Origin of the sequence: Paenibacillus sp. NPDC058898 (assembly GCF_049316025.1) — a bacterium.
Taxonomy (GTDB): Bacteria; Bacillota; Bacilli; order Paenibacillales; family Paenibacillaceae; genus Paenibacillus_AQ.
The window spans coordinates 202,772-225,781 of record NZ_JBMOSM010000010.1; the positions used below are offsets into that span (position 1 = coordinate 202,772).

The window sequence follows — 23,010 nt, forward strand, 5'->3', positions numbered from 1 at the left end:
GAATTGACCTGGCTTGTCCGCTGCTGCTGCTATAACCCGTAGTCCAATCATTTCCGGTGATCGGGTAGAGACATGCAGGCCAATTCCTGCACCTATACGAGAAAATGTATAATATCCAAATTCCTTAGAATGCTTACGTGTAAATGGTATATTTCCGAATGAATGAAGTATAACGCATTCCCTATGAAAAAATAAAGTGAAAATTTACGGAAATAATAAACTGCCGGTCAATTAAAGGAAAAAAAGCTGCCCATAAGTTTCATGGGACAGCCTGCAGAGGCACTAAATCCGCCAAAAAACCTCCATAATCGATTCCATAGGATCACCGATGGGCACCGGCACATCGCCGTTTACATCAACCAGCTGGATACGGAGCGTATAAGTTCCACCATGAGCTTGCTGCTAGGGGAATAAGATATCATTCCCATTCCCTTCCATTTCCATGTCGCCAGCGGTTAAACCTGCGTTCACTCGGTATACCCCTCAACCCTCAATATCATCTATTAAAATGTAACATGGATTTGAACAATCTCGGAGCGGGAACCCAGACGAATCGGCGGTCCCCAGAAGCCGTAGCCCGAGGACACGATGGAATGCATCTGGCCTTTTTGCAGATATCCCCAATCATTCTCGAACATGGCCTCCGTAATCAGATGTGCCGGGAATACCTGCCCACGGTGCGTATGCCCAGAAACGATAAGGTCTACGCCCTGCTGCTGTGCTTCCTCCAGCGCATTCGGCTGATGATCAAGCAGAAGGATCGGCTGGGATAGATCGGTCCCATCCATAATCGTGGACAATTCGGCCCGCTCCTGATCCTGTTTATCCCGTCTGCCAACCAGCGTCAGGCCTTCCACCGTCAATTTCTCATCATACAGCACGGTCATGCCGCTATGCTCAAGTGCCGCGATCAGTTCCGGAATTTCCCCTTCGAATCGGTCATGATTGCCCAGTGAGGCATACACACCATACGTTGCCTGGATACCGGTCAGAATCTGATCGATCCCCTGGCGTAAATAAGCATCCAGGTCGTCATCGATGATATCGCCTGGAAACAATACCAGATCCGGCTTTAAGTCATTGATCTCCTTCACCATGCGCGCAGCATGGGCTTTACCTGACAAGACGCCGAAGTGCATGTCGGATGCCATAACGATATTCAGCTGCTCAAGTGTGCCGGCGTTCTTATCTACGTGAATATCATAAGCTCGAACCGTTGGACTATACGCATTAAATGAGCCGAAACCGATCACAATCACCATGAGCACCAACACGATAGAACCCGCCGCCTTCTCCAGGCCATCTCTTCGCAATGCCGTCAATCTCAGCAGCCACAACATGATATGCATCAACGGGAGAAGGATGATCAGGACATAGAAAATAGCCATCCAATACGATCCTATCACACTCAGCACGGTGAGGTTACCAAAGAACCGTCCTGAAATAAACGATGTCGATACCACCGTCAGTACGACTATGTATGTCCATTTGAGCACAAGGGATGGACCCGGTTTCATCCAGCTCCATACGCTTCGACCAATATAATAAACCAGCAAGCCGTAAATCAATAATGCAACGATTCCTGCAAAAATAAACATCTCCATCCCCTTCCGTACATCCATTATAACAAGCGGATTTTGCGAATCCCAGCGGACGTTACGAAAGGCAGATGGGGTTATTCATTTCTTCGCAAGTATGATGTCTCCAGCAAGCTGTTACAAGCCCGTGCGCTGTTTAGGCAGCAGCTCGTTTAGCAGCGATTTCAGATTGCGGTCTTCCGTATATTTTTCTTGACCCATATCGAGTTCGTTCACACGTATATAAGTATAACTTTCCGTGGGATTCTCCGGTTTAAAAAGAAGTTCATCATGCGGGTCAGGTACCACCTTATACTCCATTTCATGAAACATATCGAGCAGCTGCTGACCTGTAGGATTCTCTCCTTTATCCACAAAAATCAATCCCCGAAGCTTCTTAGGTTCTTCCTTATGTCCCACTGTAAAATGAACGATGCATTCCATGCTCATTCATCCCCCTTCTCTTGGTTGTCATGATTGCGATTAAAAACCGTCTCATTCATGCTCTCCTACCAGCTACATCCCTTCATTCCCACGTGTGGCTGGATCTTAAGCAAATAAACGCCAAGATAAATCCCGGCGTTCCTTATCTATATGTTTATTACATTGTACGATGAACCATAATGTCTAACTGTGACAAAAGTCACTTCTAGAAAGGCTTCCCATGAGCTGAGCCGAAACCCTAGGCCGTATTTCGACTGCTATCCCCGTCCATTGAGTTAGAATCAGCTTCATACTCCGCTAGTTTGGATTTCGGTTCCGGAGCCTGGTCTTCCTGAGCTTCGGCATCGGCTTCCGCATTAAGATACAGGCTCTGGATCAGACCAAAGTGCTCTCCATAACGCGCCTCCAGCTGCTCACCCATGTCCTGTTCAAGCTGGAACAATACCATCTCCTGAGTAAAATGATGCAGCAGGAGTTCCGCTAGTACCGGATGCTCCGTGATGACCGCTCCTGTATCATATTCCCCGCCGCGCATCCCTAATATGCACCACTGCCGGTCCACAACAAAGGAGAATTTCCGGCCGCCTCCTCTGCGCTCCGCAAGGCCGTTCCAGCCAGACCATGCCAGCGTTCTTGAGAGTCCCTGGTCCGGGCCGTCACAAGCCCACAGCACCTTGACTCCCCTAGCCTCCGCTTCAGCCAGCGGTTCACGCAGAAGCGATGCCTCTTCACGCCAGACGTCAACCACGATCTCTTGTTTCGCTCGCTTCAATTCCCGGACGAGCACATCAAGCACCGCCTGATCTCCTTCCATACTAAGGAAGGGAGCAGCGGTACCGCTTCCTCGCGGCAAGCTCTTCTCAACAAAAGCGAGTGATGCCTCCACACGGCCGGATATCATTCGCGTCAGTTCCTCCGGTTTCAACGAACGGTAACGGACGGGTTCCCCGTCCATTCGCTCAAGTGCCCCTTGCCGCTCCAAACGCTGCATGGCTGCATAGACATTAGAGCGCGAAGCTCCAAGTCGTTTAGCTACCTCATAACCACCCGCCGGCCCATACTCGGCAAGGTCCACCATAATTTTCGATTCAATCTCCGTAAATCCCAAATTCCGCAAATGATGCAGCAATTGTTCCATAATATTAGTCCTCCCAAGATGCTCGAACGCTTGCTCTATCATTCATACTGTCATATTAACACTCGCGTTAAGGGCATGATCGTCCGAATCCCTATATCTTAAATCTGTTCAGCTCCGCAGCGCGGACACCATTTCGAGCCTTTTGGTAGGTCGACACTGCAAATCTGGCACTTCACCATATCGCGCGCCGCCTCATCATCACCAACATAGTCCTGACTTTGGTTATTCTCCTGCCAGAAACGAATGCGGCGGTCCAGTTCCAGCTGCCTCTCCCGCTCCCGCTCGAGTTCTTCCCAGTGACGGCGCTCCTTCTCCTGCTCCTCCTGCTCGATACGCAGCTGTTCCGGATCAACCTCCGGTTCAGACAGCTCCATTTCCTCGTGCTGCCGCTCCGGCTCCGGTTCATACCTATCCGGCTCGTATGGATCCGGATTCGAACGGAAATCATAGGTATGCAATTCGTCCTGCTCCTGTTGTTCTTCAGCCGCTGCATATTCATGTTTATCAAACATGATCTTACGCTCAGGCTCCCTTGGTTCTTCCTCTGTTGACTTCTCAGGGTGAATTAAATTATCAAGCTTATTCCCACAGTATGGACAGAAATTTGCATCCAGCGCGACCACCCGCCCGCATTCACAGACCCGCTCATTCTTGAGGACTGCAATGCGGTTCCGAATTGCTTCGATTTGCTCCTGCAATCCATCGCAGGTTTGCGCAAGCTCGACCATTTCTTTTTCAGCGATCGCCATGTCCTGCTGACGGTAGCCCTCATAGAACACTTTACCCATCTGCAAGTAATATGAGTTCTTCTGCTGTTCGATTTCGGAAATTTGGCTGTTGAGCTTATTCACTTCCACCACGTGCTGAGCCTTTTCCGTTGCGCGGTTGGCTCCATCCTTGAGCTTTTGTAAAATATTCATTTATGAATCCTCCTCTTTCTCATATCCCGATTCACCAGCGAGCCGCCGGCGCATTGTCATATCTCTTCATTAAGGTTATTAACGATTTTTAGCTAGCCACAAACCGGCTATCCCATGTTTTTTTTACCGTTTCGCATACTACTCATTGTGATGATATGCTCCTCATCGTCCAGTATACTGCCACCATGGTGATTCTATCATACCAAATTCCTTGCCCCATGTGAAAAAGGAAGCACCTTCCACCCCCGCTGCTGATTCATCCGTGTCCCGAACGTGTATATGATTAGAAAACTGGACAGTACCATGCCATTATACTGTCGGCTTTCAGCCTCGTCCTATTCCGAGCAGCCCTTAGCTGCCGAAGTCTGGAGGGATTTAATATGAGAAACGATAAAAAGACGTATTATGTTTCAGTCAATCACAATCTGATCCAGGATGTACCGAACGATACGAATGAATATGTCGTATATATGGATGATGAAGAGGTCTCCAAGCTGAGGGGGCTGCTGTATGAAGTCAGCAGCAGCGATCGGTATGCGTTTAAACGTACTTTCGTCCCTTACAAGTCGGCGGATCATGACGATGCTGCCGAGCAATATGATGAACGAACGATGAACCTCTATCACTTTCTCCATGAACATGGTGATGAACGCACGCGCAAAACCATTGAGGACATGAATATCCTCGGCAAGCTGACCGACACCGGCTACGATGATCCCGGTTATGAGGACTCGCCATTAAATAAGTAAAGACTATCAGTCCGTACGTATATCGACGAACTTTCTCAGATGACAGACCGCATTTAGCGGAGGTTTTTCTTGCGAGATCAGGATGGTAAGCCTCTGAAGTTGATGCTTTCTTATCTCTTAAAATACGAATGAATCCCGGAGCCAAGCGGCCCCGGGATTCATTCGTATAACAAGAACATCGCCCGGCCTTGCGCAGGTCCTGTTCTACTTTATAGATTCGCAAGCCGGTGTACAAGGATAAAAAGTCCCGTTTATCCTACGACTATTAGCACAGCTTACAGTTTAATGTTCGCCTCATCGAGGTATTCTTCCAGCGTCATGCCGCTGTCGGCAATATCCGGCGCCAGATCCTTGCCTACATAACGGATATGCCATGGCTCGTATACATAACCGGTAATATTCTCGGCTCCTTCCGGATAACGAATGATGAAACCGAATTCCGACGCGTGTTGCGCCAGCCACTGCCCTTCCGCCGTATGACCGAACGTTTCCTCCAGCGCATTACCTGCGCTTGGACTGGACACGTCAATCGTAAGGCCTGTCTGATGCTCACTCGTACCCGGCACCGCGCTTACACGATTAGCCTCGACTTCCCCTTTGGTACGAACATTATTCTCATATATACTTTTCTGACGGGCATAGGAACGGTATCCCGATACGGCGCGCAGTTCGATGCCATCCGCTTTGGCCGCATCGAACAATTCCTCGAGCGCGTCAGCCGCTTCTTTTCTCAGATGCCGTTTTTCATGCGGCTCATCAAAAGAAAATGGGACATTCGGCTCCACGAGATCACTTGGTTCATAACCATCAGGCAAGCTGCGCTGCTTATTTACAACCACCGTCATAGCCTCCGCGTTGGTTACGACCTGCTTGCCGCCGCTCTCCTGGATCGTGGCTTGAAGTGCATTCTCGCTGCGCTTCGCCATAACCGGATCCGCTGGCTGATTCTCAGCCCCTGCCTCTCCATTACCCGCGCCACCCTCAGGAATTGTGTTTCCTTCCTGGCCCTCGGCCGGCGACTGCAATTCCTGACCCTGTTCCTTACCGGAACCGGTATCATTCGATTGACATCCTGCCAGAATGGCCCCTGCTAACATCAAGGATGACAGCATTACGCTTGTAAATCGTGTTCGTTTTCCCGAAAATGCATTCATCTATTGCTTCTTCCTTTCCCACGGTTTGTCCTGACCCCATTGTACCTTATTCAGAATGAACAGAACAAACGAGCGGCTGTCGAATCCTGCCGGATAATCTCCGTTTAGGTCAAAAATCCGGCCGTTTCCCTCGATTTATGGCGCCGCTTCTATCAAATCCATTACAATTCTGTGATGGATTTCCAACCTTACGGCGACTTCAAATTGCGACGCTTCTGCTCGGCTTGCTTGGCCGCTCCGCGGGCAATCACGCTGAGCGCTTTGGAAGCGCCGCGAACGCCAGGCAGTAAGCTTGTCCAGTCGCCGACTGGACCTAGCTGATCTGCCGGAGGCGGCGGTGATAGCTGCACCGCCAGCTCGCTAAGCTGCGGGCCAGGCCGGTGCAATCGGCCCTCGGCCGCCGCTTCGGCCACCCATTCGCCCGGAGAAGGACCGGACGGTCCCTTCTCCTTCGCCCGGGTGGCTTGCTCTGCGGCAGAGCCGCCTGCTGGCGGCGGGGCTGCTTTGGCCCAGGCGTCGAAGACGCCTGCCAGCAGCGCTTCCCGCGGCAGCCCCAGCAGCGTCAGCTGCTGGAGCGGCTCTGCCGCAAGCCGCAGGGCCGCGGCAGCCAGCAAGGCTGCGGCATGCCCGCAGGCCCTTTGGCCGCAGGTGCAGCGGGCATCGGCGGCCGGCTCTTCGCCCTGCAGGGGCGATGGCGCAAGCTCGGCCAGCCAAAGGGCGTCCTGCCCTGCAAGCAGGCGGTACAGCGCCTGCGGGTCTTCCTCCAGATAAGCCAGCACCGCCTCACGGGCAGCGGGGTTCAGCGTCTTCACCTGAACGCTGACCTCATACGTCCCCGATGATTCATCAGCTCCGTCCACTTTCCCCTTTAACCATCCAGGTTCGATCTCCAGCCTGATTCGTTCGGCCGATTCCGCAGATTCCATAGCCCACACCTCCCTGGCATCCATTTTTGTATGTCTTATCAGCTGCTCCATGCGCCGTACGCAATCCGGTTACATCCAATCTTGCTCCTGCAGCTCAATCAGCTGGCGGAGCTCACCGTCCGACATTTCTGTCAGCCATGTTTCGCCTGACCCGACAACCTGCTCGGATAGCGCCTTCTTCTGTTCGATCAGCTCGTCAATCCGCTCCTCCAGCGTTCCCTGAGAAATCAGCTTGTGCACCTGAACGTTACGGTGCTGCCCGATCCGGAATACACGGTCCGTCGCCTGATTCTCGACCGCCGGGTTCCACCACCGGTCATAGTGAAGCACATGGTTCGCGCGGGTCAAATTCAGGCCTACGCCCCCGGCTTTTAACGAGAGAACAAAGAACTCGGGCCCCTCACCTGCCTGGAATGCCCGTACCATCTCATCCCGCTCCCGTTTGGGCACCCCTCCGTGAAGGAAATACGGCTCCTTCCCGTATTTACGTCCAAGCATGCTTACCAGCAGTTCACCCATGCCCACATACTGGGTAAAGATCAACGCCGATTCTCCGACATCTGCGATGTTGTCGAGAATTTCAAGCATACGCTCCATTTTGCCCGAGGACTCCGCACGCACCGCGCGTCCTTCGTCATGTCGAAGCAGCTGCGGATGATCGCATATTTGCTTCAGCTTGGTGAGGGACGAAAGCACGAGTCCCTTGCGGGCTATGCCCGACCGGCTCTCGATCTGCCCCATCATCTCATCGACAACCGCTTGGTACATCGCGCCTTGAACCTCGGTCAGCGGGCAATATGATTTCAATTCCAGCTTCTCCGGCAGATCCTTGCGGATATCCGGATCGCTCTTGAGTCTGCGCAGCATGAATGGAGATACCAGCTTATGAAGCTCACGGAATCTCTCCTGCTGCCCCTCTCCTGGCGCATAGCGCTGACGGAAGGTGTTAAAGGAGCCGAGATATCCCGGATTGAGAAAATGAAAGATCGACCACAGCTCCGCCAAACGGTTCTCCACCGGTGTTCCGGTCATGGCAATACGGTGAGGCGCGGATAATTTCATGACGCTCTGCGCTTGCTTCGTACGGTAATTCTTAATATATTGTGCTTCGTCGAGCACCACACTCGACCACTGGATAGCGGATAAATCACCGCCGTCTCTTCCCGCCAAGTGATAGGTGGTCAGCACGATATCATGATTGGCCGCTTCCTGCAAAAAGTCTTCGCCACGCAGGCGTCGAACGCCATGGTGCACATGCAAGGTCAGATCCGGTGCAAATCGCTGAATTTCCCGCTGCCAGTTACCCAGAAGCGAGGTCGGGCAAATAATCAGCACCGGACCGCCAGCGGATTCCGTATTGAGACGCTCCAGCAGACAGGTGATGACCTGTACCGTTTTTCCAAGTCCCATATCGTCGGCAAGGCAAACACCAAATCCCAAATCGCGCATCACGCTTAGCCACTGATATCCCCGTTCCTGATACGGTCTCAGTTCGCCGTGAAGCGAGGAAGGAATCGGGCGGGATGGCAGCTTGCGGGACGTCTCTCCATCCAGTAAAGAAGATAGCAAACCCGTTGTCTCCACTTCTTCGATAAAGAGACCCTTCCACAGGCGTTCTCCATCCATATCAGCGCTAAGGTGCATCCATTCCGCAAGCTCCATCTCGCCCTTCTCATGGCGCTTCATGAACCGCAGCACTTGGTTAATCTCCTTCAGATCTACCTCAACCCATTCCCCGCGGAACTGGACATAGGGCAGATTCTGTTCGGCCAGAAACTTTAACTCTTCGCGCGTCAGGGATTGGCCTCCCATCGCTGCAGAGATCTGAAAGCTGACCAGATGCTCCATGCCTAACACCGGCAGTCGATGCGCTTCACCGGATGATTTTGCATCCGGCATCATTTTGAGAGATAAGCCGACGCGGCGGCGCCCTTCCCTGCTCCATCGCGAAGGCATTTGGACCGTGACTCCGCTCGCCGTTAATTTCGGAACCGATTCCTTCATAAACGTGGACAAGCGGTCAAGCGATAGCGACACACTCTCGGGAGCACGCCCGTACAAGCCTGCGGCCAGCTCCGGTGCCAGTTCTACCGCTTCTCCCAGCTTCATTAACAGCTGCAGCTGAATCCTAGAATACATCCGTCCACGGATCAGCTGATCGGATTCCGGATTTCCCCAAATGCTGCGGACTGGCATTGATAAGCCTTCGTCCTCCTGGCTTCGTACCCAGAAGGACACCTTCCAGTCCTTCTGGGTCTCGTCCATAGGCGGCTCAAGCCGCAGCCCAAGTCCAACGGTTCCATTCTCGGGAGGCTGATCCTCCCCGCTGGCATAAGGAAACGTTGTCCCTCCAACACGTTCAACAGCTTCCTCCAGCTCGCTGACTTCCTCAGCCGTCCCTTGAATGGGAATATCCCGACTGACGGTCAACAGGCTGTTCCACCACAGCTCGGCCAGGGGAGATTGTCCCCGCCGGTAATTCGCCAGATAGGTCCGAAGCTTATCCTCCGATTCACGGACAGCTGCCCGGGCCTGGCTGTCGATCACACCGCACAGAAAAGAATACAGCACAATAGCCCCTGCTTCCTCACGGGTTGAAGGATCGAATCCGGCAAGAGCTGCGGGCGTCCCAATCGCAATAGGCGGGATATTCGCTGCCAGCTGCAAAAAGCGTGCTGTATCCTCGGCAGACAGCTGCGGCTTCCATACCGCTTTTATATTTTGCATCGTTGTCCGGCGCCTGCCCACGGAAGGCACCTCGGCTGTCCCCGGTGCAATCTTCCCTTGCAGGAGCAGCTCCAATGCAAATCTGCTCACTTGTACCCAATATTCCATTTCTTCACCGACGTTTAGTCCCTGAGTCTGATAATACTCAGAATCCAGCGAGATCAGCAATTGAAATGCGTCTCCCGGTGTCAGAGCAAGCCCTTCCATCGTCCGTCCGCCAAGTGTCTTCCGTTCCGGACGCCGTGTGCTTTTCGATCCGAGGACTTTGGCCGGATATCTGAGCTCGGCAAGCCGGAGGGAAGCGTTAGCGAAGGGACGGGTTCCATCCGGTTTGCGAAAGGTACGGACCACGCGGCTCCAAGCATCCACTCTCGGTTCCGAAACCTCACCGGAAAAACAAAAGAATACGTCACCTAGCCATACGCCATAGAGCGGTTGATTCATCGTTGTCTCCCGTCTTTTCCTGCTTTATAGATATTATTACTATCTTATACGATAGCTTCAACATTTCAAAACGATGGCGAAATCGTTCCCACGCCAAAATAACGTCAACCTTTATCATACCATGTATTTACTATTTCGTTGTGATCTATGTATTGCAGAATTCTCCTATATAGGTTAATAAAATATCCCTATTCTTATGCAATCTCCGGTTACCCCCGGCAGGAAAATTCCAAATCTTTTTGTTTTTTTGCGACCCTTCTGCTGATCGACCGTATGTAAATCATACATTTAGAGTTCGGGAGGGTATTTTATTATGAGTTTTGTTGGCTTTGGTATCTTAGGAATTGTGACATTATTACTGGGATTCTTCTTGTTCTTTCTTCACATTGCCGTCTGCGTATGGGGTTATAATGACGCCAGGCGAAAAGGCCGCAGCCCCGAATTTGCGATTCTGGTTGTGCTGGGCTTGTTGTTCTTCCCTATTGTCGGTCTCATTATTTATTTACTGATCCGAAATAATTATTAGTAATAACCATGCTCCGCTTCTTCTTCCCCTTGGGACGGGGCATACTTATCAACTATAAAGACGTTGCCCCAAAGCTAAGGTGTGTGACAAACAAAAAGGTCGAAGACCAGCGCTCTAAATGAGTCTGTCTTCGACCTTTTATGATGCATGAATGACATCGGGACTGTTTTCAAAAAGACGATATATCTTTGAGACAGCCCCTATTCACGTCAATGGATCATTTCGATGGTATAGCATGGTAGACGTCACCTTCGTGATTACTTCGCCTTCAAGCTTTCCCATGATTTCTGAATGCCTTCGAACAATTGGTTCTTGTCCACATTGCCAGCAACATAACCCTGCATCTGGCTGCCGAATTCATTCATACCGCCATCAGGGAATTTGTTGAACTCCCAGCTGAGCGCTTTGTTTTCTTTACTGTATTTCACGACATCGTTACCCAGATCGCCAAGCGTCTCGCTATTCGCCTCGATGCTGGTCAGTGCCGGGATGAACTTGAACTCTTCTGTAATATAACGTTTACCGGTCTCCGAAGTAACGAGCCAGTTCAGGAATTCCTTGGCTTCATCCTTCACCTTGGATTTGTTGTTCACGACCCAGTTGTTTGGCACACCAATCGGAAGCTTGTCATTCTCTTCGGCATTGTCATTGATCGGCATTGGCAGAAGGCCAATGTTCAGATCCGGATTGATGCCGTCGATTTGCACTTGCGTCCAGTTCCCGTTCTGGGTCATGGCTGCTTCACCGCTGGCAAAGGTCGTGATTTCCGTGTTGTAATCTGTCGTCAGCGGGTTCTTCTGACCGTACTGAACAGTAAGGTCGAACAGTCTCATCCATTCGTCGAATTTCGCGTTGCCTACCAGTTTCTCCGTACCTTCATTCATTCCTTTGACGAATGAACCCGGATCTTCCTGATGGGCGAATGGAATGTTCAACAAGTGGTTGGCCAAAATCCAGGTCTCTTGGTATCCATTAACGAATGGCGTAATGCCAGCCGCTTGCAGTTTTTTGGCCGCTTCCTCAAGCTCCGTAAGCGTCTTAGGAAGCTCGGTAATACCCGCTTTCTCAAACAAGTCTTTATTATAAATGAATCCATAACCCTCGATAGTCATCGGTTGTCCGTACAGTTTACCGTCTTTGGTCATAGGCTCTTTGGCAACGTCAACCACGTCCTTCACCCATGGCTGATCCGAGAGATCCTCGACATTCTCGAACCACGTTTCGAGATCGCGATATCCGCCAACGTTGAAAATGTCCGGCTCATCGCCGGAAGCGAACTTCGCTTTCAGCGCCGCGCCATAATCGGAGCCGCCGCCAACGGTTTGAATGTCCAGCTTAATGCCGGGATGTTCTTTTTCGTATTCAGCTTTCAGTTTATTCAGAGCCTCGGCGATTTCGACTTTAAATTGGAAAATCTTAATTGTTTTCGTTCCGCCTTCGGCGCCACCTTCAGCGCCTTGATTGTCCTCACTCTTGCCGCCGCAGGCCGCAAGAAGCGTGGAGAAAGCCAGAACCATGACCAGGAGCAGCTTACCGTATTTCTTCATTGTGAATCCTCCCTTTTTTTCTATACATTGTGTGCAGCATTCATTGATAGCGTTTTCTTTTTCAGTATAATCAACCTTTTTTCGTTAAATCAGGTATTATATTGATCTTTGAGGGGGAGGGAATTGACCGATTGACGGCTATCCCTTCACCGCTCCTTGCGTGATGCCTTCAATGATGTATTTCTGCATGGCCAGGAAGAAAAGAATGACCGGCATGATCCCCAGCACCAGCGCCGGAAGAGCCAAATCCCACTGCTTCGTATACTGCCCAAAAAAGGCAAAAGTAGCAATTGGAATGGTCCGAAGCTCTGCGGACTGCAGGATCAAGGATGGTAGCAGATAGTCATTCCAGATCCACAGGGTGTTCAGGATGATGACTGTAACGAACATCGGCTTCATCAGCGGGAATACCACCCGGAAGAAGACGCCGTATCCGCTGGATCCATCTACAGTTGCGGCTTCTTCGATCTCCATCGGAATCGATTTCACGAACCCATGGAACAGGAATACGCTCAGCGGAACTCCAAAGCCCAAGTAACAGATAATAAGTCCATACAAGCTGTTGTTAATCCCAAGCGTTGCCGTCACTTTCACGAGCGGAATCATGATCGATTGGAACGGAATGACCATTGCCGCCACAAACAGCGCAAACATGATCTGGTTAAAACGTGTGTTCCGGCGAACCATCTGGTAGGCGGTCATGGCACTTAACATCGCCAGCAGCAGATTGCTCGCAACCGTAACGACCAGCGAGTTCCAGAACGCCTGCGGAAAGTTGGTGATATCCCACGCCCGCGAATAGTTGCTCCATTCAAGAGTGGTCGGAAGCCCTGCTGAGTCCGTCAACAGATCGCCGAAGGTTTTGACGGAGTTCACGAACAGGAAGTAGAACGGGACCAGGAAGAGCAAGGCTACGATGATCATGATGATCTCGGTGGCCATGGTGTTCAGCCGGTATTTTCTCGTGGTCTCCATTACGCCTCAACCTCCTTGCTCTTCGTGAATCGAACCTGCAGACTTGTTATGATGGCAACCACGATGAAGAAGATGACTGCCTTCGCCGTTCCGAGTCCGAGACGGTTATTCGTATAAGCCTCGTTGTAAATATTCATGGCCACCGACTCCGTGGAACCGAACGGCCCGCCTTTGGTCAGGGAAAGGTTCAAATCGAACATTTTGAAGGACCAGGAAATTGCCAGGAACAAACATACCGTAACCGCCGGCATGACAAGCGGGATAATAATGGACCGCAGGACCTGCCCTCTGCTCGCACCGTCAATTTCGGCAGCCTCCAGAATATCCTTCGGCACGTTGTTAAGTGAGGAGATGTAGATAACCATCAGGTAACCGGCCGTCTGCCAGACGAAAACGATTACAATTGCCCAGAAGGCAGTCCCCTTGGTGCCAAGCCACGGCAGGTTAAAGAATCCCAAGTTCGTGGCATTGCCGATCGCTGCAAACCCTTTGACAAAGATAAACTGCCAGATGAAACCGAGCAGCAAGCCGCCGATCACGTTTGGCATGAAGAAGATCGTCCGGAGGATGTTTCGCGTCTTAAGCGGCTTGGTCAGGAAGTAAGCCAGTAAAAATCCGAGCAGATTCGTCAGGATGACGCCAAGCACCGTAAACCGGGTTGTGAACCAGAAGGCATCACGGAATTTATCATCATTGGTAAAGATGGTAACAAAATTATCAAAGCCGACAAAGTCGATTTTGCTTGACACGCCATTCCAGTTCGTGAAGGAATAATAAAGACCCAGAAGGAACGGAATGATCATGATCAGGATGAAAAAAATAGTGGAAGGTCCCACGAAAAGAAACTGCTGCAGCAGCGCCGAAGATTTTTTTCGATTCATCCCTTGATCTCCCCTTTTCGTTAAGTTGTTGTATGATGTACAGCCATTATGCGGTAACCTGTAAACAATAAACACGGAGAATCATGAACCGTTAGGTGTAAAATATTGACCATACGCGCTTAAGCCCATTCGATAATCCAGGGGGTGATCCTTCATGAAATACCGCAGCATCCAGACCCGGCTGATCACGTTCATGCTTGCTGTCACTACCATTCCGCTCCTGCTCTCGCTATTCATTACTTTTACGCATACCCGCGAGTCCGTGAAGGAGCAGACGGTGAATGAAAATATACGGTTGATTTATCAAGGAGCGACCAATCTGATGAACTATTTGCACGGCATCGACCGCGCCTCCCTGTCCGTATATTCCGATCCCCATTTTCTGCGCAATCTTGCTCTGGATCCCGATAATCACCGGGTTGTAGCCGAGCTATATACGACCTTGCAGGCCATTCAAACGGGCACGCAAGACGTGCATCAAATCTATCTGCACAATAATTTGACTGGACAGTCCACCCAAGTATCCAGCAATCTGCCTCGCAGGGAATTCCGACAGGCGCCCTATCGCAAAATAGAAGAGTTCGGCACGGGCAATACGGCCATCGAGCCCGTCCATCAGGTGCACAGTTACGGGTTCCCACCGCGGCCTGCGGACATTCTGAATTTTGAAGTTTTCACCTTCTATCGATCCATCACCAACGTACCGTCACCCGACCAATATGCCCTTATGGCCATCGATGTGAAACTTGACAGTATTTTGGCTATTTGCGATCAGCTGTATGCTAAAGGGGAAGAACAGCTATACTTGATTGATGACAAGGGAAGCATCATCTACGGTCCGGATCCGCAGCAGAGAGGGCAACGTCTGGACGACCCTGTGCTTATGGGCAAAATCGCTCAAGCGGATAATGGATATTACGATGGCGCAGACGCGATGATCGTCTACGAGAAGCTGGATTTGCCCTATGCTCCCTGGACGCTAGTCAAACAAATCCCGCATCAAACGCTGTACAAACATTCGACAGAACTAACGAGCATTAACGCGATTATTGCGATATTAGCACTGTTCATTGTCATATTCGGCACGCTATGGATATCCATTCGGATTACAAAACCCATTAAACAACTCACAAGCTATATGAATCAGGTGAAAACCGGGCGGCTTGACGTGGATATTGAGGTTACAAGCACGGATGAGATCGGGATTCTCTCCCGCCGCTTCCGAACCATGATGGACACCATCAACAACCTGATCCTGCGTGAGTACCGGCTGGAAATCGCCAATAAGACCAATCAGTTGAAGGCACTCCAAGCTCAGATCGATCCGCATTTCCTATACAATTCGCTTCAGTCGATTGGTACCTTGGCCCTGCAGCACAATGTGCCGCGAATCTATTCCCTGCTCTCTTCACTGGCGAATATGATGCGCTACAATATGCGCAACAGCGAGGGCAAAGTAACGCTCCAGGATGAGATCAACCATGTGCGGCTGTACCTTGAGCTGCAGAAGCAACGGTTCCGGGACCAACTGGACATCACATGGGATTTGGATCCGGAGAGCCTTACGTCTCCGGTTCCGAAAATGATCCTGCAGCCGATTGTCGAGAATTATTTCAAGCATGGCATGAATACACACGCCGGCGTCGGACATATATCCATATCTTCCCTCATCTCGGAAGATCGCCGCTTGATCGTCGTCGTTGAAAATAACGGGTCATCCATCGAAGAGGCCGAGCTCGCTTCGATTCGCAGCAAGCTTGCAACTGCTTACGGCCACCCTGACCGACACGATGCCGGCAATGATTCGATCGGGCTCTTAAACGTATTGATGCGTTTGAACTTATACTCCGACAACAAGGCTGGGTTAACGATAGAGAATGTAGTGCCACACGGCGTCAGGGTCACGCTCGATATCAACATATGGGAGAGTGAACAGTAGAATGAGAGTATTGATCGTAGATGACGAACAGCATGTGCGGGAGGCTATAGGGCTCCTGGCAGACTGGGAGCGGCATGGAATCACGGAAATCGATCAGGCCGCTGACGGTGAGGAAGCGGTGCGCTTAATCGAGGAGAACAAACCGCAAATTGTCATGACCGACATGCGAATGCCCCGCAAAAACGGACTGGAGCTGCTCACCTGGCTGCATAACACGAAACCGGATATTAAAGTGCTCGTCATTAGCGGATATGATGATTTTGAATATGTACGTCATACGATCCGTTCGGGAGGCATTGACTATATTCTCAAGCCCGTTGAACCGGACAGCTTGAACGAGGCGCTGACCAAAGCGGTTCAAACCTGGCAACTCGAGGAAGAGAAACGGCAGCAGATTACCAATCAGAATATCGAAATGAATCAGATGACCCCTTTCTATATGGACCGCCTGCTCTCGGATCTAGTTAACGGCTATGGCAACAAGGACAGCGTGGTTTCTCAATTGCGGAACCGGATGACACTGCCAGTAACCAGCATGGTCTATAATGTTGCGGTGCTACGCGATGATCAATTTGACGAAGCTTTGCTGTCCAAATTCCGCAACAGGCGCCATCTGCTATCCTTCACGCTCATTAATATTTGCAATGAGCTGTTAATGGATCAGGGGGTTGCCTTTCGACATATCGACAAACCCGGGGAAATCATTATTCTCTGTTGGAATCCGCGGCTTCCCTTTAACGACGTACTGGATCGAATAAATGACGGGTTCTTCTCCACCCTTCGCAGGCGGAGCCATTTCGGTGCCGCCAAAGCAGGCGCCTTTCCCGACGATTTGCCGAAGGCTTATCTAAATGCCGTCCAAGCCTTATACAGCCGCAATTTATTAACCGGCAAATGCCGCATTCATCGCGAACGTGCCGTTGAAAGCGAAGGCTCGCGCACCCTGCGGCTCTCCTCCTACGAGGAGAAATTCAAGCTGGCTGCACTCAGCGGGAGTAAGGAACGCATCGAGACAGCCACGGAAGAGTGGCTGCAGGATGTTCGTGAGAGGGATCTCGTATCGCCTGAGCATCTGGCAAGGTGGAATTCAGAATGGGACTGGATTCAGTATCACTGGACGGAAAATGAGGTAAACAGCACGCAAGAACCCGTCGAAGACGCTGAAATCTCGCAAGACCTTCCCTTCCTGCTTCCTTACAGCGAGGATGGCATGATCTGCTGGGATCGCTGGCGCGAACAGATCAGCGGAAGGCTTTATGCGGCATCCCGCGTTCTTACTCAGATTCATTCCAAGGACAATCATATCATTCATGACATTGCCCGCTATTTGGAGCAGCACTATCATGAGGAGATTTCACTTCAGCAAATTGCGGGGAAGTTCTTTCTTAGCAGGGAATACATTTCGCGCAAATTCAAGCAGGAATTCGGTGTGACGCTATCGGATTTTCTCGGGCGGATTCGAATCGACAAGGCTAAAACGCTGCTGCTCAATCCCCAGATCCGGATCGCCCAAATCGCGGAGATGGTCGGTTACCAGGATGAGAAGTATTTCAGCAAAGTGTTCAAGAAGATGGAAGGGTTCACGCCCAACGAATACCGCAAGAAACATATGAGTTAAGTGAAGGGCCGGTGCCCCTTTCTTAGCTGCTGGCTCGATATTCATTCTTTTGGGTATATTCTATATATTCCAGACTGATATCAGGAGGAGATTATATGTACCGCAACAACCCGTACCGCTGGTGGAATCTGCTGTTTTTCGCCGGGGTAATCGCCATGAATGTGTTATCAGGCATGCTGCCGCTTGGCGGCAGAACAACCGGGGAGATATCGGATATGTATTATACGGCGATCACCCCCGCAGGATATGCCTTTTCCATATGGTCCGTCATCTATGTGCTGCTGTTCTTTTTTGTCATCTACCAGCTGCGTCGTGATACCGGAAACCGCGATTCCGTAAGATCCCTCGGACCATGGTTTATACTTAGCTGTGTATTTAATATGGCGTGGCTTGTATTGTGGCACTATTTGTATATTGAATGGTCTGTCGTGATGATGTTCTTACTGCTGTTAACCCTGTGGGTTCTATATGTGCGTACGCATACGATAGATTATCCGACGTCAGGCGAGAAGTTCTGTCTGAAATTGCCGTTCAGCCTATATCTCGGCTGGGTGTGCCCTGCCTTTATCGTCAATGTCGGGATCGTGTTTCAGAAGAATGACTGGAGCCTCTTCGGCCTGCGCGAGACCACTTTGGGGATTGTGCTGCTCTGTATTGGTGCATTACTCGCCATATTGATCGGTCAACGTTACCGGGACAGCCTCGTGCCGCTGGTCTTCACCTGGGCTTACATCGCCATCGCAGCCGAGCACCGGGAGACCGACAGCATCTTAATGACCGCCTTTGTACTCTCTATCGTCCTGCTTATATATGCCATATGGCTCTTCTTTACGCGCAATCGGAGAAGATCCCGGTATTAAACCGAGTCCGGAGCTTACGCAAAAGAGAAGTTTCTTGCTTTCGATTCGCTTCCTACTCGATCAAACGTAAAGACTGTTGTTGATCTAATCCAAGGGGTTGAAAGGGTTCTATTCCATTGTTCTCTGAATATCTCCTATAATCCCCTTGGATTGATGAACACCCAGATCTGTATTTGTCATGATTATGATCCCCTTCCCTGAATACGGCCGCATGGTCATCATGCATTGAAATCCTACACCCCATCCGAGTGATGAAACCTCAACCTCTTGATCAGACTCACCCAAAAAAACACCCAGCCCGGTCCATTCCTTGCCGAATTGAGGAGTAATCCATTCCTTCGCTCTGTCCTCGGATAACCCTATTCTGCTTCTGCCATTTAAAGAATCCATGAATTCAATCGCCAAGATGGCTAGATCGGATGGTGTGGTCCATAAACCGGATGTTGCCGCGTAGGGGTACATCGGATATTTGCCCTGAACTAACTCCCCGTTCTTGTTATGGCCGCATGATAACTGTCCGCTTATGGATTGGGAAATGGTCGGATTCAGTATACTGTCCTTCATATTTAACGGTTCAAATACCTGCTCCTTCATCAGCACCTGAAATGGCTTACGAGACACGTCTTCGATCAGCAATTGAATGATGCAAAAACCGGCATCCGAGTATGCAAATTCACTCCCGGGCTCATATGTGACACGAATCGCTTCATTGCAATATGGCGTCCTTCCCTCCAACAGTTCTACCATAGAGGGGAAACCATGCATGGAGTCCCATTCGCCAAAGCTGCCTTCAGGATCCATGATTCCCGACTGATGGCACAATAATGTTCGAAGGGTCACTTTGCTATGCCGGGTGAATTCGTTCTCTGGAACTTTCCAGGTGGTAAGTTTAACATTAACATCTTCATCCAAATCCAGCAGCCCTTGACCAACCAGCTTCATAACGAGCATCGAGGTAACGAATTTACTGATCGAACAAGCATTAAATATTGAATGTCCGGTTACCATGTTGCCGGTTCCAGCTTCCAAAGTGCCGTATCTTTCTGCCACCCGAATATGACCTTCAGCAATCCGTGCCATGCTTATACCGGATACCTGATATTGCTCCATCCATTCTCGAATATTCTTATTCATATTAGGCTCCATCCCCAAGGTATCCCCTCCCTATTATTAGTTTGACCTATATACTTGCTTCTCAGTGTATTATAGAACGTAAGTTCGTATTACTCAATGTGCACGATCTCCAATAAACATAAGAAAAACGTCCATCGACGTACTTTCTCAGAAGACAGGAAGTTTTTCTTGCGAGATAAGGATGCTGAGCCTCGGATCTTTATACTTTCTTGTCTCTTAAAAAAGGAGCTTTGCCAATGCAGGCAAAGCTCCCTTTTACATTGATAATCGCTTATTGCTTAACGGCGATGACCTCAATCTCAACCAGTCCGTCCTTCGGCAAACGAGCAACCTCAACGGCGCTGCGTGCCGGGTATGGCTCGGAGAAGAAGCTGCCATACACTTCGTTCACCGCTGCGAAATCGTTCATATCCTTCAAAAATACGGTGGTTTTCACCACGTGGTCGAGGCTTGTCCCGGCTGCTTCAAGGATCGCCTTTACGTTGTTGAGCGACAGCTTCGCTTGCTCCTGAACCCCTTCACCGAATTCCCCTGTTTCCGGATTCAATCCCAGTTGGCCTGAAGTATACACAAATCCATTGATTTCTACAGCTTGGCTGTATGGTCCGATAGCTCCAGGGGCTTTGTTGGTCGATATGATATGTTTACTCATGTTTTGTCACCCTTTCTATGTATTCCTATCTGTGTACATTGTAATCTGCCACAGGAACTCTGGCAAATTTAATCGGCAGCCTCGCCGAGAACATGGATGACTTCATTGGTATACACATGGTGGCCTTTCATATCCGTTAAGCCGATATTCACCATCGACTTGGCTACTTTCCGCGCAGGTATAGCCCGGTATGGGGCCAGCTTCGGACCTTTGAATGCAAAGTCGAGGGAAGTCATGAGAACCGATGCCACCCGCTCTCCAAACCGCCACTCGGGCCGCTCGCCCAGCAGTAATGACGGTCTGAACAGATGCAGCCCCCAAAAACCAACCTTGGCCAGCTTCTCTTCAACCTCTCCCTTGGTCCGAAGATAGAAATTACGCACCTTCGGATTGGCGCCTGCGGAGCTGACCGCCATAAATTGTCTTACCCCGTGCCGCTTAGCCAGCTCCGCTGTCTTGATGACATAATCCACATCCACTTTATGGAACTGCTGCTGGGAACCGGCCTTTTTGATCGTTGTTCCCAGGCAGCAATACACGCTATGGACGCCGGAAAAAGCTTCGCTATATCGATCTAGCTGATCCCATTCCACCAGAATAGGCAACAGCTTGGGATGCGCAACATCAGGAAGTCTTCGTACCAGCACGCGGACCTCCTCCACCTCCTCACGGCCCAGCAGTTCTTCGGTTACCATACGACCCATAAGCCCTGTGGCCCCGACTACGAGTGCAACCACTCCACCTCACACCCTCCCTCAATTCATGATATGAAATATGAATGACATGAAAGGCCTCTGCAGCTTGCCGCTCTTCTATGCAGCACGAAGCACTCTCCGCCCCACCGTCAAAGCAATGAGCACCATCAGCATGCCCACTGTGGTTTGGAAGCCATATCGGGCTACCCAGTCCGGTGCATCTGCGATCCTTTTGAATATGAACCCGCCCAGCACGGGACCTAGAAAAGAGGTGAACCCCGTGATGGCGGAGTATACGGCGATAAACATTGGTCGTTCGCTTTTAGGCGTATCCCCGATCATAAAGTTAAAGGCAAGCTGGTTAAAGCCACCTACACCGGCACCAAGCAGCATATGAGACAGCAGCAGCACCGGAATCATGGGCAGGACGGACAGCAAGCCCCATGTCAAGCATGACCCCGCAATTAGCGGCAATGTCCAATAGAGCAAGGTTCTGTTGCGGTAGCGCGCATTCAAATTCCCCCATACGTAGAAACCGATCATCATGATCACGGTCTGTGCAACGGTCATAATGGATACGACCGAATACGAGATATGCAGGACGTCCAGCATGGCATACGAGTAGAGCGGAACAATCAACGTCTGCAGAAAGAGCCAGCCCGCCAGAAACAGTGTAGATTTGATAAACGTGGTATCCGACAGCGGCTTTCGGATCATCGCCTTAAACTGACGCTCGCTCGAGTGCTCGAAGGGAGGGTCAGGATATAAAAAGAATAAGGATAAGTTCGCAGCAATGGCGATCCAAGAGATGATGAACAGAATAAGAAAGCCTCCGCCGCCGGGAACACGGTCCAGGATGATCCCGCCAACAAACAGGGTCAAGGCGCCGAGCGCATTCAAGATGGTATTACGTATGCCAAAATAACGTCCCCGGACCTTGGACGGCACCATATCGCTGATCAGCGAGGTCCAGAGCATACCGGATACGGTATTGGCAATAAAGGCGGCCATATAGAGGATCATAAACACCGGAATCCACCATCGTTCCGGGAAGATAAACGGGATGATCCCCGTGGCCCCCCACAAAATGCGGTGCATAAAGGTGAAGACAATCATCGCCTTCTTGCGGTACTGCAGGCGCTGGATCAGGTACGCAACCAGAATCTGAAGCACGTTGAACAGCGTAGTGACAGCCAGAACAAACCCAACCTCACTGGATTCCGCACCTAAGTACAATAAATACCCTGTCAAGAAGGGACCGCCCAACAGTGTCTGCAAGATGACAGCCGGCACCCCTTCCCATGTGGCCGTCATCAAATGTTTACGCTGATGCGAAACCTGTTTGTGCGGCTTGTGAATAACCTGGACAGCCTTGATGATGATACACTCCTTCGATGACTTCAAATGGGCTGATCATACTTCCTTTTGACCCCATTCTACACCGCATCGGACCCAAGTCAATATGACTTTTTAAATATAAAACTCACATGAATTTCTCATGGCGCATAACCTGAACATCCAAGCATAAAAAGACAAAAAAAAGAGCGCAAATCAGGCTCGATTTGCACTCTTTCTCCAAGCGGTTATGAAGCTGGTCAGCGGTTTCCACTCCCTGCGGAGCCGGCCGGAGGATTCGGCCGTTTCCTCCGCCATAAGCCCCGCGGTGGACAATGCCGCCTGCTGACTGTCTGCGACAGGGAGAACTTCCTCATTCATCATCTCATAGTATCCCAAATGATAGGTGCTGACCATGTCTCCGTGTAAGGTAAACACCTTGCCGTCACGAATATCGATCACCTTGCCGGTCACAACCCGGGATTCCAACATGATTCGTTCTGCCTCCCTTATCTTCCTCAAGACTAGTCGCGGTATCTTGAACTCCAATCCGTATATTCACGCTCCGCTGCATCCTTCGTATGTCCGTAGCGTTCCTGCAGCTTGCCAACCAATTTATCTTTCTCGCCGTCGATCACATCAAGATCGTCATCCGTCAATTTGCCCCATTGCTTCTTCGCTTCACCCTTCATCTGTTTCCATTTCCCTTTAAATACGTTGCTATCCATAAATATCAGCTCCTCTTAGAGTAATGAATGATGAAATGTAG

The 23,010-nt window shown here is 50.5% G+C and carries 21 protein-coding genes and 1 riboswitch; of the genes, 5 read left to right on the forward strand and 16 right to left on the reverse strand.

Going from position 1 to position 23,010, the window contains the following annotated elements:
* Nucleotides 1-19: 19 nt before the first annotated feature.
* Nucleotides 20-120: riboswitch (purine riboswitch) on the reverse strand.
* Nucleotides 121-503: 383 nt separating this feature from the next.
* The 4 genes from ACOZB4_RS24455 to ACOZB4_RS24470 all read right to left on the reverse strand — a co-directional run bounded on the left by ACOZB4_RS24455 (nucleotide 504) and on the right by ACOZB4_RS24470 (nucleotide 4,079).
* Nucleotides 504-1,598 (reverse strand): metallophosphoesterase, encoded by a 1,095-nt coding sequence (locus tag ACOZB4_RS24455; RefSeq protein ID WP_379414453.1) that lies wholly within the window; start codon nucleotides 1,596-1,598, stop codon nucleotides 504-506.
* Between the two features lie 117 nt (nucleotides 1,599-1,715).
* The gene (locus tag ACOZB4_RS24460; RefSeq protein WP_179090732.1) at nucleotides 1,716-2,021 is read right to left on the reverse strand and encodes a hypothetical protein; all 306 of its coding nucleotides are present in this window, start codon (nucleotides 2,019-2,021) and stop codon (nucleotides 1,716-1,718) included.
* Between the two features lie 238 nt (nucleotides 2,022-2,259).
* Nucleotides 2,260-3,159 (reverse strand): TrmB family transcriptional regulator, encoded by a 900-nt coding sequence (locus ACOZB4_RS24465; RefSeq protein ID WP_379414404.1) that lies wholly within the window; start codon nucleotides 3,157-3,159, stop codon nucleotides 2,260-2,262.
* Nucleotides 3,160-3,257: 98 nt separating this feature from the next.
* Nucleotides 3,258-4,079, reverse strand: a complete 822-nt coding sequence (locus tag ACOZB4_RS24470) for a zinc ribbon domain-containing protein (protein WP_379414403.1) — start codon at nucleotides 4,077-4,079, stop codon at nucleotides 3,258-3,260.
* 380 nt (nucleotides 4,080-4,459) lie between these two features.
* On the opposite strand from ACOZB4_RS24470, the gene ACOZB4_RS24475 reads away from it, so the two are divergent.
* Entirely contained in the window at nucleotides 4,460-4,828 is a 369-nt protein-coding gene (locus tag ACOZB4_RS24475) for a hypothetical protein (RefSeq protein ID WP_076326011.1), read from the forward strand.
* A gap of 275 nt (nucleotides 4,829-5,103) precedes the next feature.
* On the opposite strand, the gene ACOZB4_RS24480 is transcribed toward ACOZB4_RS24475, so the two are convergent.
* From ACOZB4_RS24480 to ACOZB4_RS24490, 3 genes are all read right to left on the reverse strand, one after another.
* Complete coding sequence (locus tag ACOZB4_RS24480) at nucleotides 5,104-5,982, reverse strand: M15 family metallopeptidase (protein ID WP_339270147.1); 879 nt, start codon at nucleotides 5,980-5,982, stop codon at nucleotides 5,104-5,106.
* A gap of 188 nt (nucleotides 5,983-6,170) precedes the next feature.
* Nucleotides 6,171-6,908, reverse strand: coding sequence for a hypothetical protein (locus ACOZB4_RS24485; protein ID WP_339292301.1), 738 nt, complete (start codon nucleotides 6,906-6,908; stop codon nucleotides 6,171-6,173).
* Nucleotides 6,909-6,977: 69 nt separating this feature from the next.
* Nucleotides 6,978-10,079: a DEAD/DEAH box helicase gene (locus ACOZB4_RS24490; RefSeq protein WP_379416524.1), complete on the reverse strand. Its 3,102-nt coding sequence runs from the start codon at nucleotides 10,077-10,079 to the stop codon at nucleotides 6,978-6,980.
* 313 nt (nucleotides 10,080-10,392) lie between these two features.
* Here ACOZB4_RS24490 and ACOZB4_RS24495 point away from each other — a divergent pair, with 313 nt between their 5' ends.
* A complete protein-coding gene (locus tag ACOZB4_RS24495) occupies nucleotides 10,393-10,605 on the forward strand; it encodes a PLDc N-terminal domain-containing protein (protein WP_339292299.1) in 213 nt (70 codons plus the stop codon).
* Nucleotides 10,606-10,862: 257 nt separating this feature from the next.
* Here the strand turns inward: ACOZB4_RS24495 and ACOZB4_RS24500 are convergent, their stop codons facing one another.
* The 3 genes from ACOZB4_RS24500 to ACOZB4_RS24510 form a co-directional block, all read right to left on the reverse strand.
* Nucleotides 10,863-12,152 (reverse strand): ABC transporter substrate-binding protein, encoded by a 1,290-nt coding sequence (locus ACOZB4_RS24500; protein ID WP_076326016.1) that lies wholly within the window; start codon nucleotides 12,150-12,152, stop codon nucleotides 10,863-10,865.
* A 138-nt stretch (nucleotides 12,153-12,290) separates the two neighbouring features.
* On the reverse strand, nucleotides 12,291-13,127 hold the full coding sequence (locus ACOZB4_RS24505; RefSeq protein ID WP_379416527.1) for a carbohydrate ABC transporter permease: 837 nt from the start codon (nucleotides 13,125-13,127) through the stop codon (nucleotides 12,291-12,293).
* Entirely contained in the window at nucleotides 13,127-14,008 is an 882-nt protein-coding gene (locus tag ACOZB4_RS24510) for a carbohydrate ABC transporter permease (protein ID WP_076326018.1), read from the reverse strand. Before ACOZB4_RS24510 ends, ACOZB4_RS24505 begins: the two co-directional genes overlap by 1 nt.
* Before the next feature lie 154 nt (nucleotides 14,009-14,162).
* Between ACOZB4_RS24510 and ACOZB4_RS24515 the strand changes: the two genes are divergently transcribed.
* The 3 genes from ACOZB4_RS24515 to ACOZB4_RS24525 all read left to right on the forward strand — a co-directional run bounded on the left by ACOZB4_RS24515 (nucleotide 14,163) and on the right by ACOZB4_RS24525 (nucleotide 18,425).
* Nucleotides 14,163-15,947, forward strand: coding sequence for a cache domain-containing sensor histidine kinase (locus tag ACOZB4_RS24515; RefSeq protein WP_379416530.1), 1,785 nt, complete (start codon nucleotides 14,163-14,165; stop codon nucleotides 15,945-15,947).
* Nucleotide 15,948: 1 nt separating this feature from the next.
* Nucleotides 15,949-17,565, forward strand: a complete 1,617-nt coding sequence (locus ACOZB4_RS24520) for a response regulator (RefSeq protein WP_379416533.1) — start codon at nucleotides 15,949-15,951, stop codon at nucleotides 17,563-17,565.
* A gap of 95 nt (nucleotides 17,566-17,660) precedes the next feature.
* Entirely contained in the window at nucleotides 17,661-18,425 is a 765-nt protein-coding gene (locus ACOZB4_RS24525; RefSeq protein ID WP_379416535.1) for a tryptophan-rich sensory protein, read from the forward strand.
* Between the two features lie 108 nt (nucleotides 18,426-18,533).
* Here the strand turns inward: ACOZB4_RS24525 and ACOZB4_RS24530 are convergent, their stop codons facing one another.
* From ACOZB4_RS24530 to ACOZB4_RS24555, 6 genes are all read right to left on the reverse strand, one after another.
* Entirely contained in the window at nucleotides 18,534-19,559 is a 1,026-nt protein-coding gene (locus ACOZB4_RS24530) for a serine hydrolase domain-containing protein (RefSeq protein ID WP_379416537.1), read from the reverse strand.
* A 271-nt stretch (nucleotides 19,560-19,830) separates the two neighbouring features.
* Nucleotides 19,831-20,211 carry a RidA family protein gene (locus ACOZB4_RS24535; RefSeq protein ID WP_213647915.1) on the reverse strand — a complete coding sequence of 127 codons (381 nt, stop codon included), beginning with the start codon at nucleotides 20,209-20,211 and terminating at the stop codon, nucleotides 19,831-19,833.
* A gap of 68 nt (nucleotides 20,212-20,279) precedes the next feature.
* Nucleotides 20,280-20,948: an NAD(P)H-binding protein gene (locus ACOZB4_RS24540; protein ID WP_379416540.1), complete on the reverse strand. Its 669-nt coding sequence runs from the start codon at nucleotides 20,946-20,948 to the stop codon at nucleotides 20,280-20,282.
* Nucleotides 20,949-21,023: 75 nt separating this feature from the next.
* Complete coding sequence (locus tag ACOZB4_RS24545) at nucleotides 21,024-22,310, reverse strand: MFS transporter (RefSeq protein WP_379416542.1); 1,287 nt, start codon at nucleotides 22,308-22,310, stop codon at nucleotides 21,024-21,026.
* A 147-nt stretch (nucleotides 22,311-22,457) separates the two neighbouring features.
* Nucleotides 22,458-22,733, reverse strand: a complete 276-nt coding sequence (locus tag ACOZB4_RS24550) for a hypothetical protein (RefSeq protein ID WP_339270128.1) — start codon at nucleotides 22,731-22,733, stop codon at nucleotides 22,458-22,460.
* 32 nt (nucleotides 22,734-22,765) lie between these two features.
* A complete protein-coding gene (locus tag ACOZB4_RS24555; RefSeq protein WP_076326026.1) occupies nucleotides 22,766-22,969 on the reverse strand; it encodes a CsbD family protein in 204 nt (67 codons plus the stop codon).
* Nucleotides 22,970-23,010 lie beyond the last annotated feature (41 nt).

Bases quoted from the DNA above. Each gene is read 5' to 3' on its own strand.
- ACOZB4_RS24455 (WP_379414453.1), bottom strand. From the start codon at position 1,598: ATGTTTATTTTTGCAGGAATCGTTGCATTATTGATTTACGGCTTGCTG.
- ACOZB4_RS24460 (WP_179090732.1), bottom strand. From the start codon at position 2,021: ATGGAATGCATCGTTCATTTTACAGTGGGACATAAGGAAGAACCTAAG.
- ACOZB4_RS24465 (WP_379414404.1), bottom strand. From the start codon at position 3,159: ATGGAACAATTGCTGCATCATTTGCGGAATTTGGGATTTACGGAGATT.
- ACOZB4_RS24470 (WP_379414403.1), bottom strand. From the start codon at position 4,079: ATGAATATTTTACAAAAGCTCAAGGATGGAGCCAACCGCGCAACGGAA.
- ACOZB4_RS24475 (WP_076326011.1), top strand. From the start codon at position 4,460: ATGAGAAACGATAAAAAGACGTATTATGTTTCAGTCAATCACAATCTG.
- ACOZB4_RS24480 (WP_339270147.1), bottom strand. From the start codon at position 5,982: ATGAATGCATTTTCGGGAAAACGAACACGATTTACAAGCGTAATGCTG.
- ACOZB4_RS24485 (WP_339292301.1), bottom strand. From the start codon at position 6,908: ATGGAATCTGCGGAATCGGCCGAACGAATCAGGCTGGAGATCGAACCT.
- ACOZB4_RS24490 (WP_379416524.1), bottom strand. From the start codon at position 10,079: ATGAATCAACCGCTCTATGGCGTATGGCTAGGTGACGTATTCTTTTGT.
- ACOZB4_RS24495 (WP_339292299.1), top strand. From the start codon at position 10,393: ATGAGTTTTGTTGGCTTTGGTATCTTAGGAATTGTGACATTATTACTG.
- ACOZB4_RS24500 (WP_076326016.1), bottom strand. From the start codon at position 12,152: ATGAAGAAATACGGTAAGCTGCTCCTGGTCATGGTTCTGGCTTTCTCC.
- ACOZB4_RS24505 (WP_379416527.1), bottom strand. From the start codon at position 13,127: ATGGAGACCACGAGAAAATACCGGCTGAACACCATGGCCACCGAGATC.
- ACOZB4_RS24510 (WP_076326018.1), bottom strand. From the start codon at position 14,008: ATGAATCGAAAAAAATCTTCGGCGCTGCTGCAGCAGTTTCTTTTCGTG.
- ACOZB4_RS24515 (WP_379416530.1), top strand. From the start codon at position 14,163: ATGAAATACCGCAGCATCCAGACCCGGCTGATCACGTTCATGCTTGCT.
- ACOZB4_RS24520 (WP_379416533.1), top strand. From the start codon at position 15,949: ATGAGAGTATTGATCGTAGATGACGAACAGCATGTGCGGGAGGCTATA.
- ACOZB4_RS24525 (WP_379416535.1), top strand. From the start codon at position 17,661: ATGTACCGCAACAACCCGTACCGCTGGTGGAATCTGCTGTTTTTCGCC.
- ACOZB4_RS24530 (WP_379416537.1), bottom strand. From the start codon at position 19,559: ATGAATAAGAATATTCGAGAATGGATGGAGCAATATCAGGTATCCGGT.
- ACOZB4_RS24535 (WP_213647915.1), bottom strand. From the start codon at position 20,211: ATGAGTAAACATATCATATCGACCAACAAAGCCCCTGGAGCTATCGGA.
- ACOZB4_RS24550 (WP_339270128.1), bottom strand. From the start codon at position 22,733: ATGTTGGAATCCCGGGTTGTGACCGGCAAGGTGATCGATATTCGTGAC.
- ACOZB4_RS24555 (WP_076326026.1), bottom strand. From the start codon at position 22,969: ATGGATAGCAACGTATTTAAAGGGAAATGGAAACAGATGAAGGGTGAA.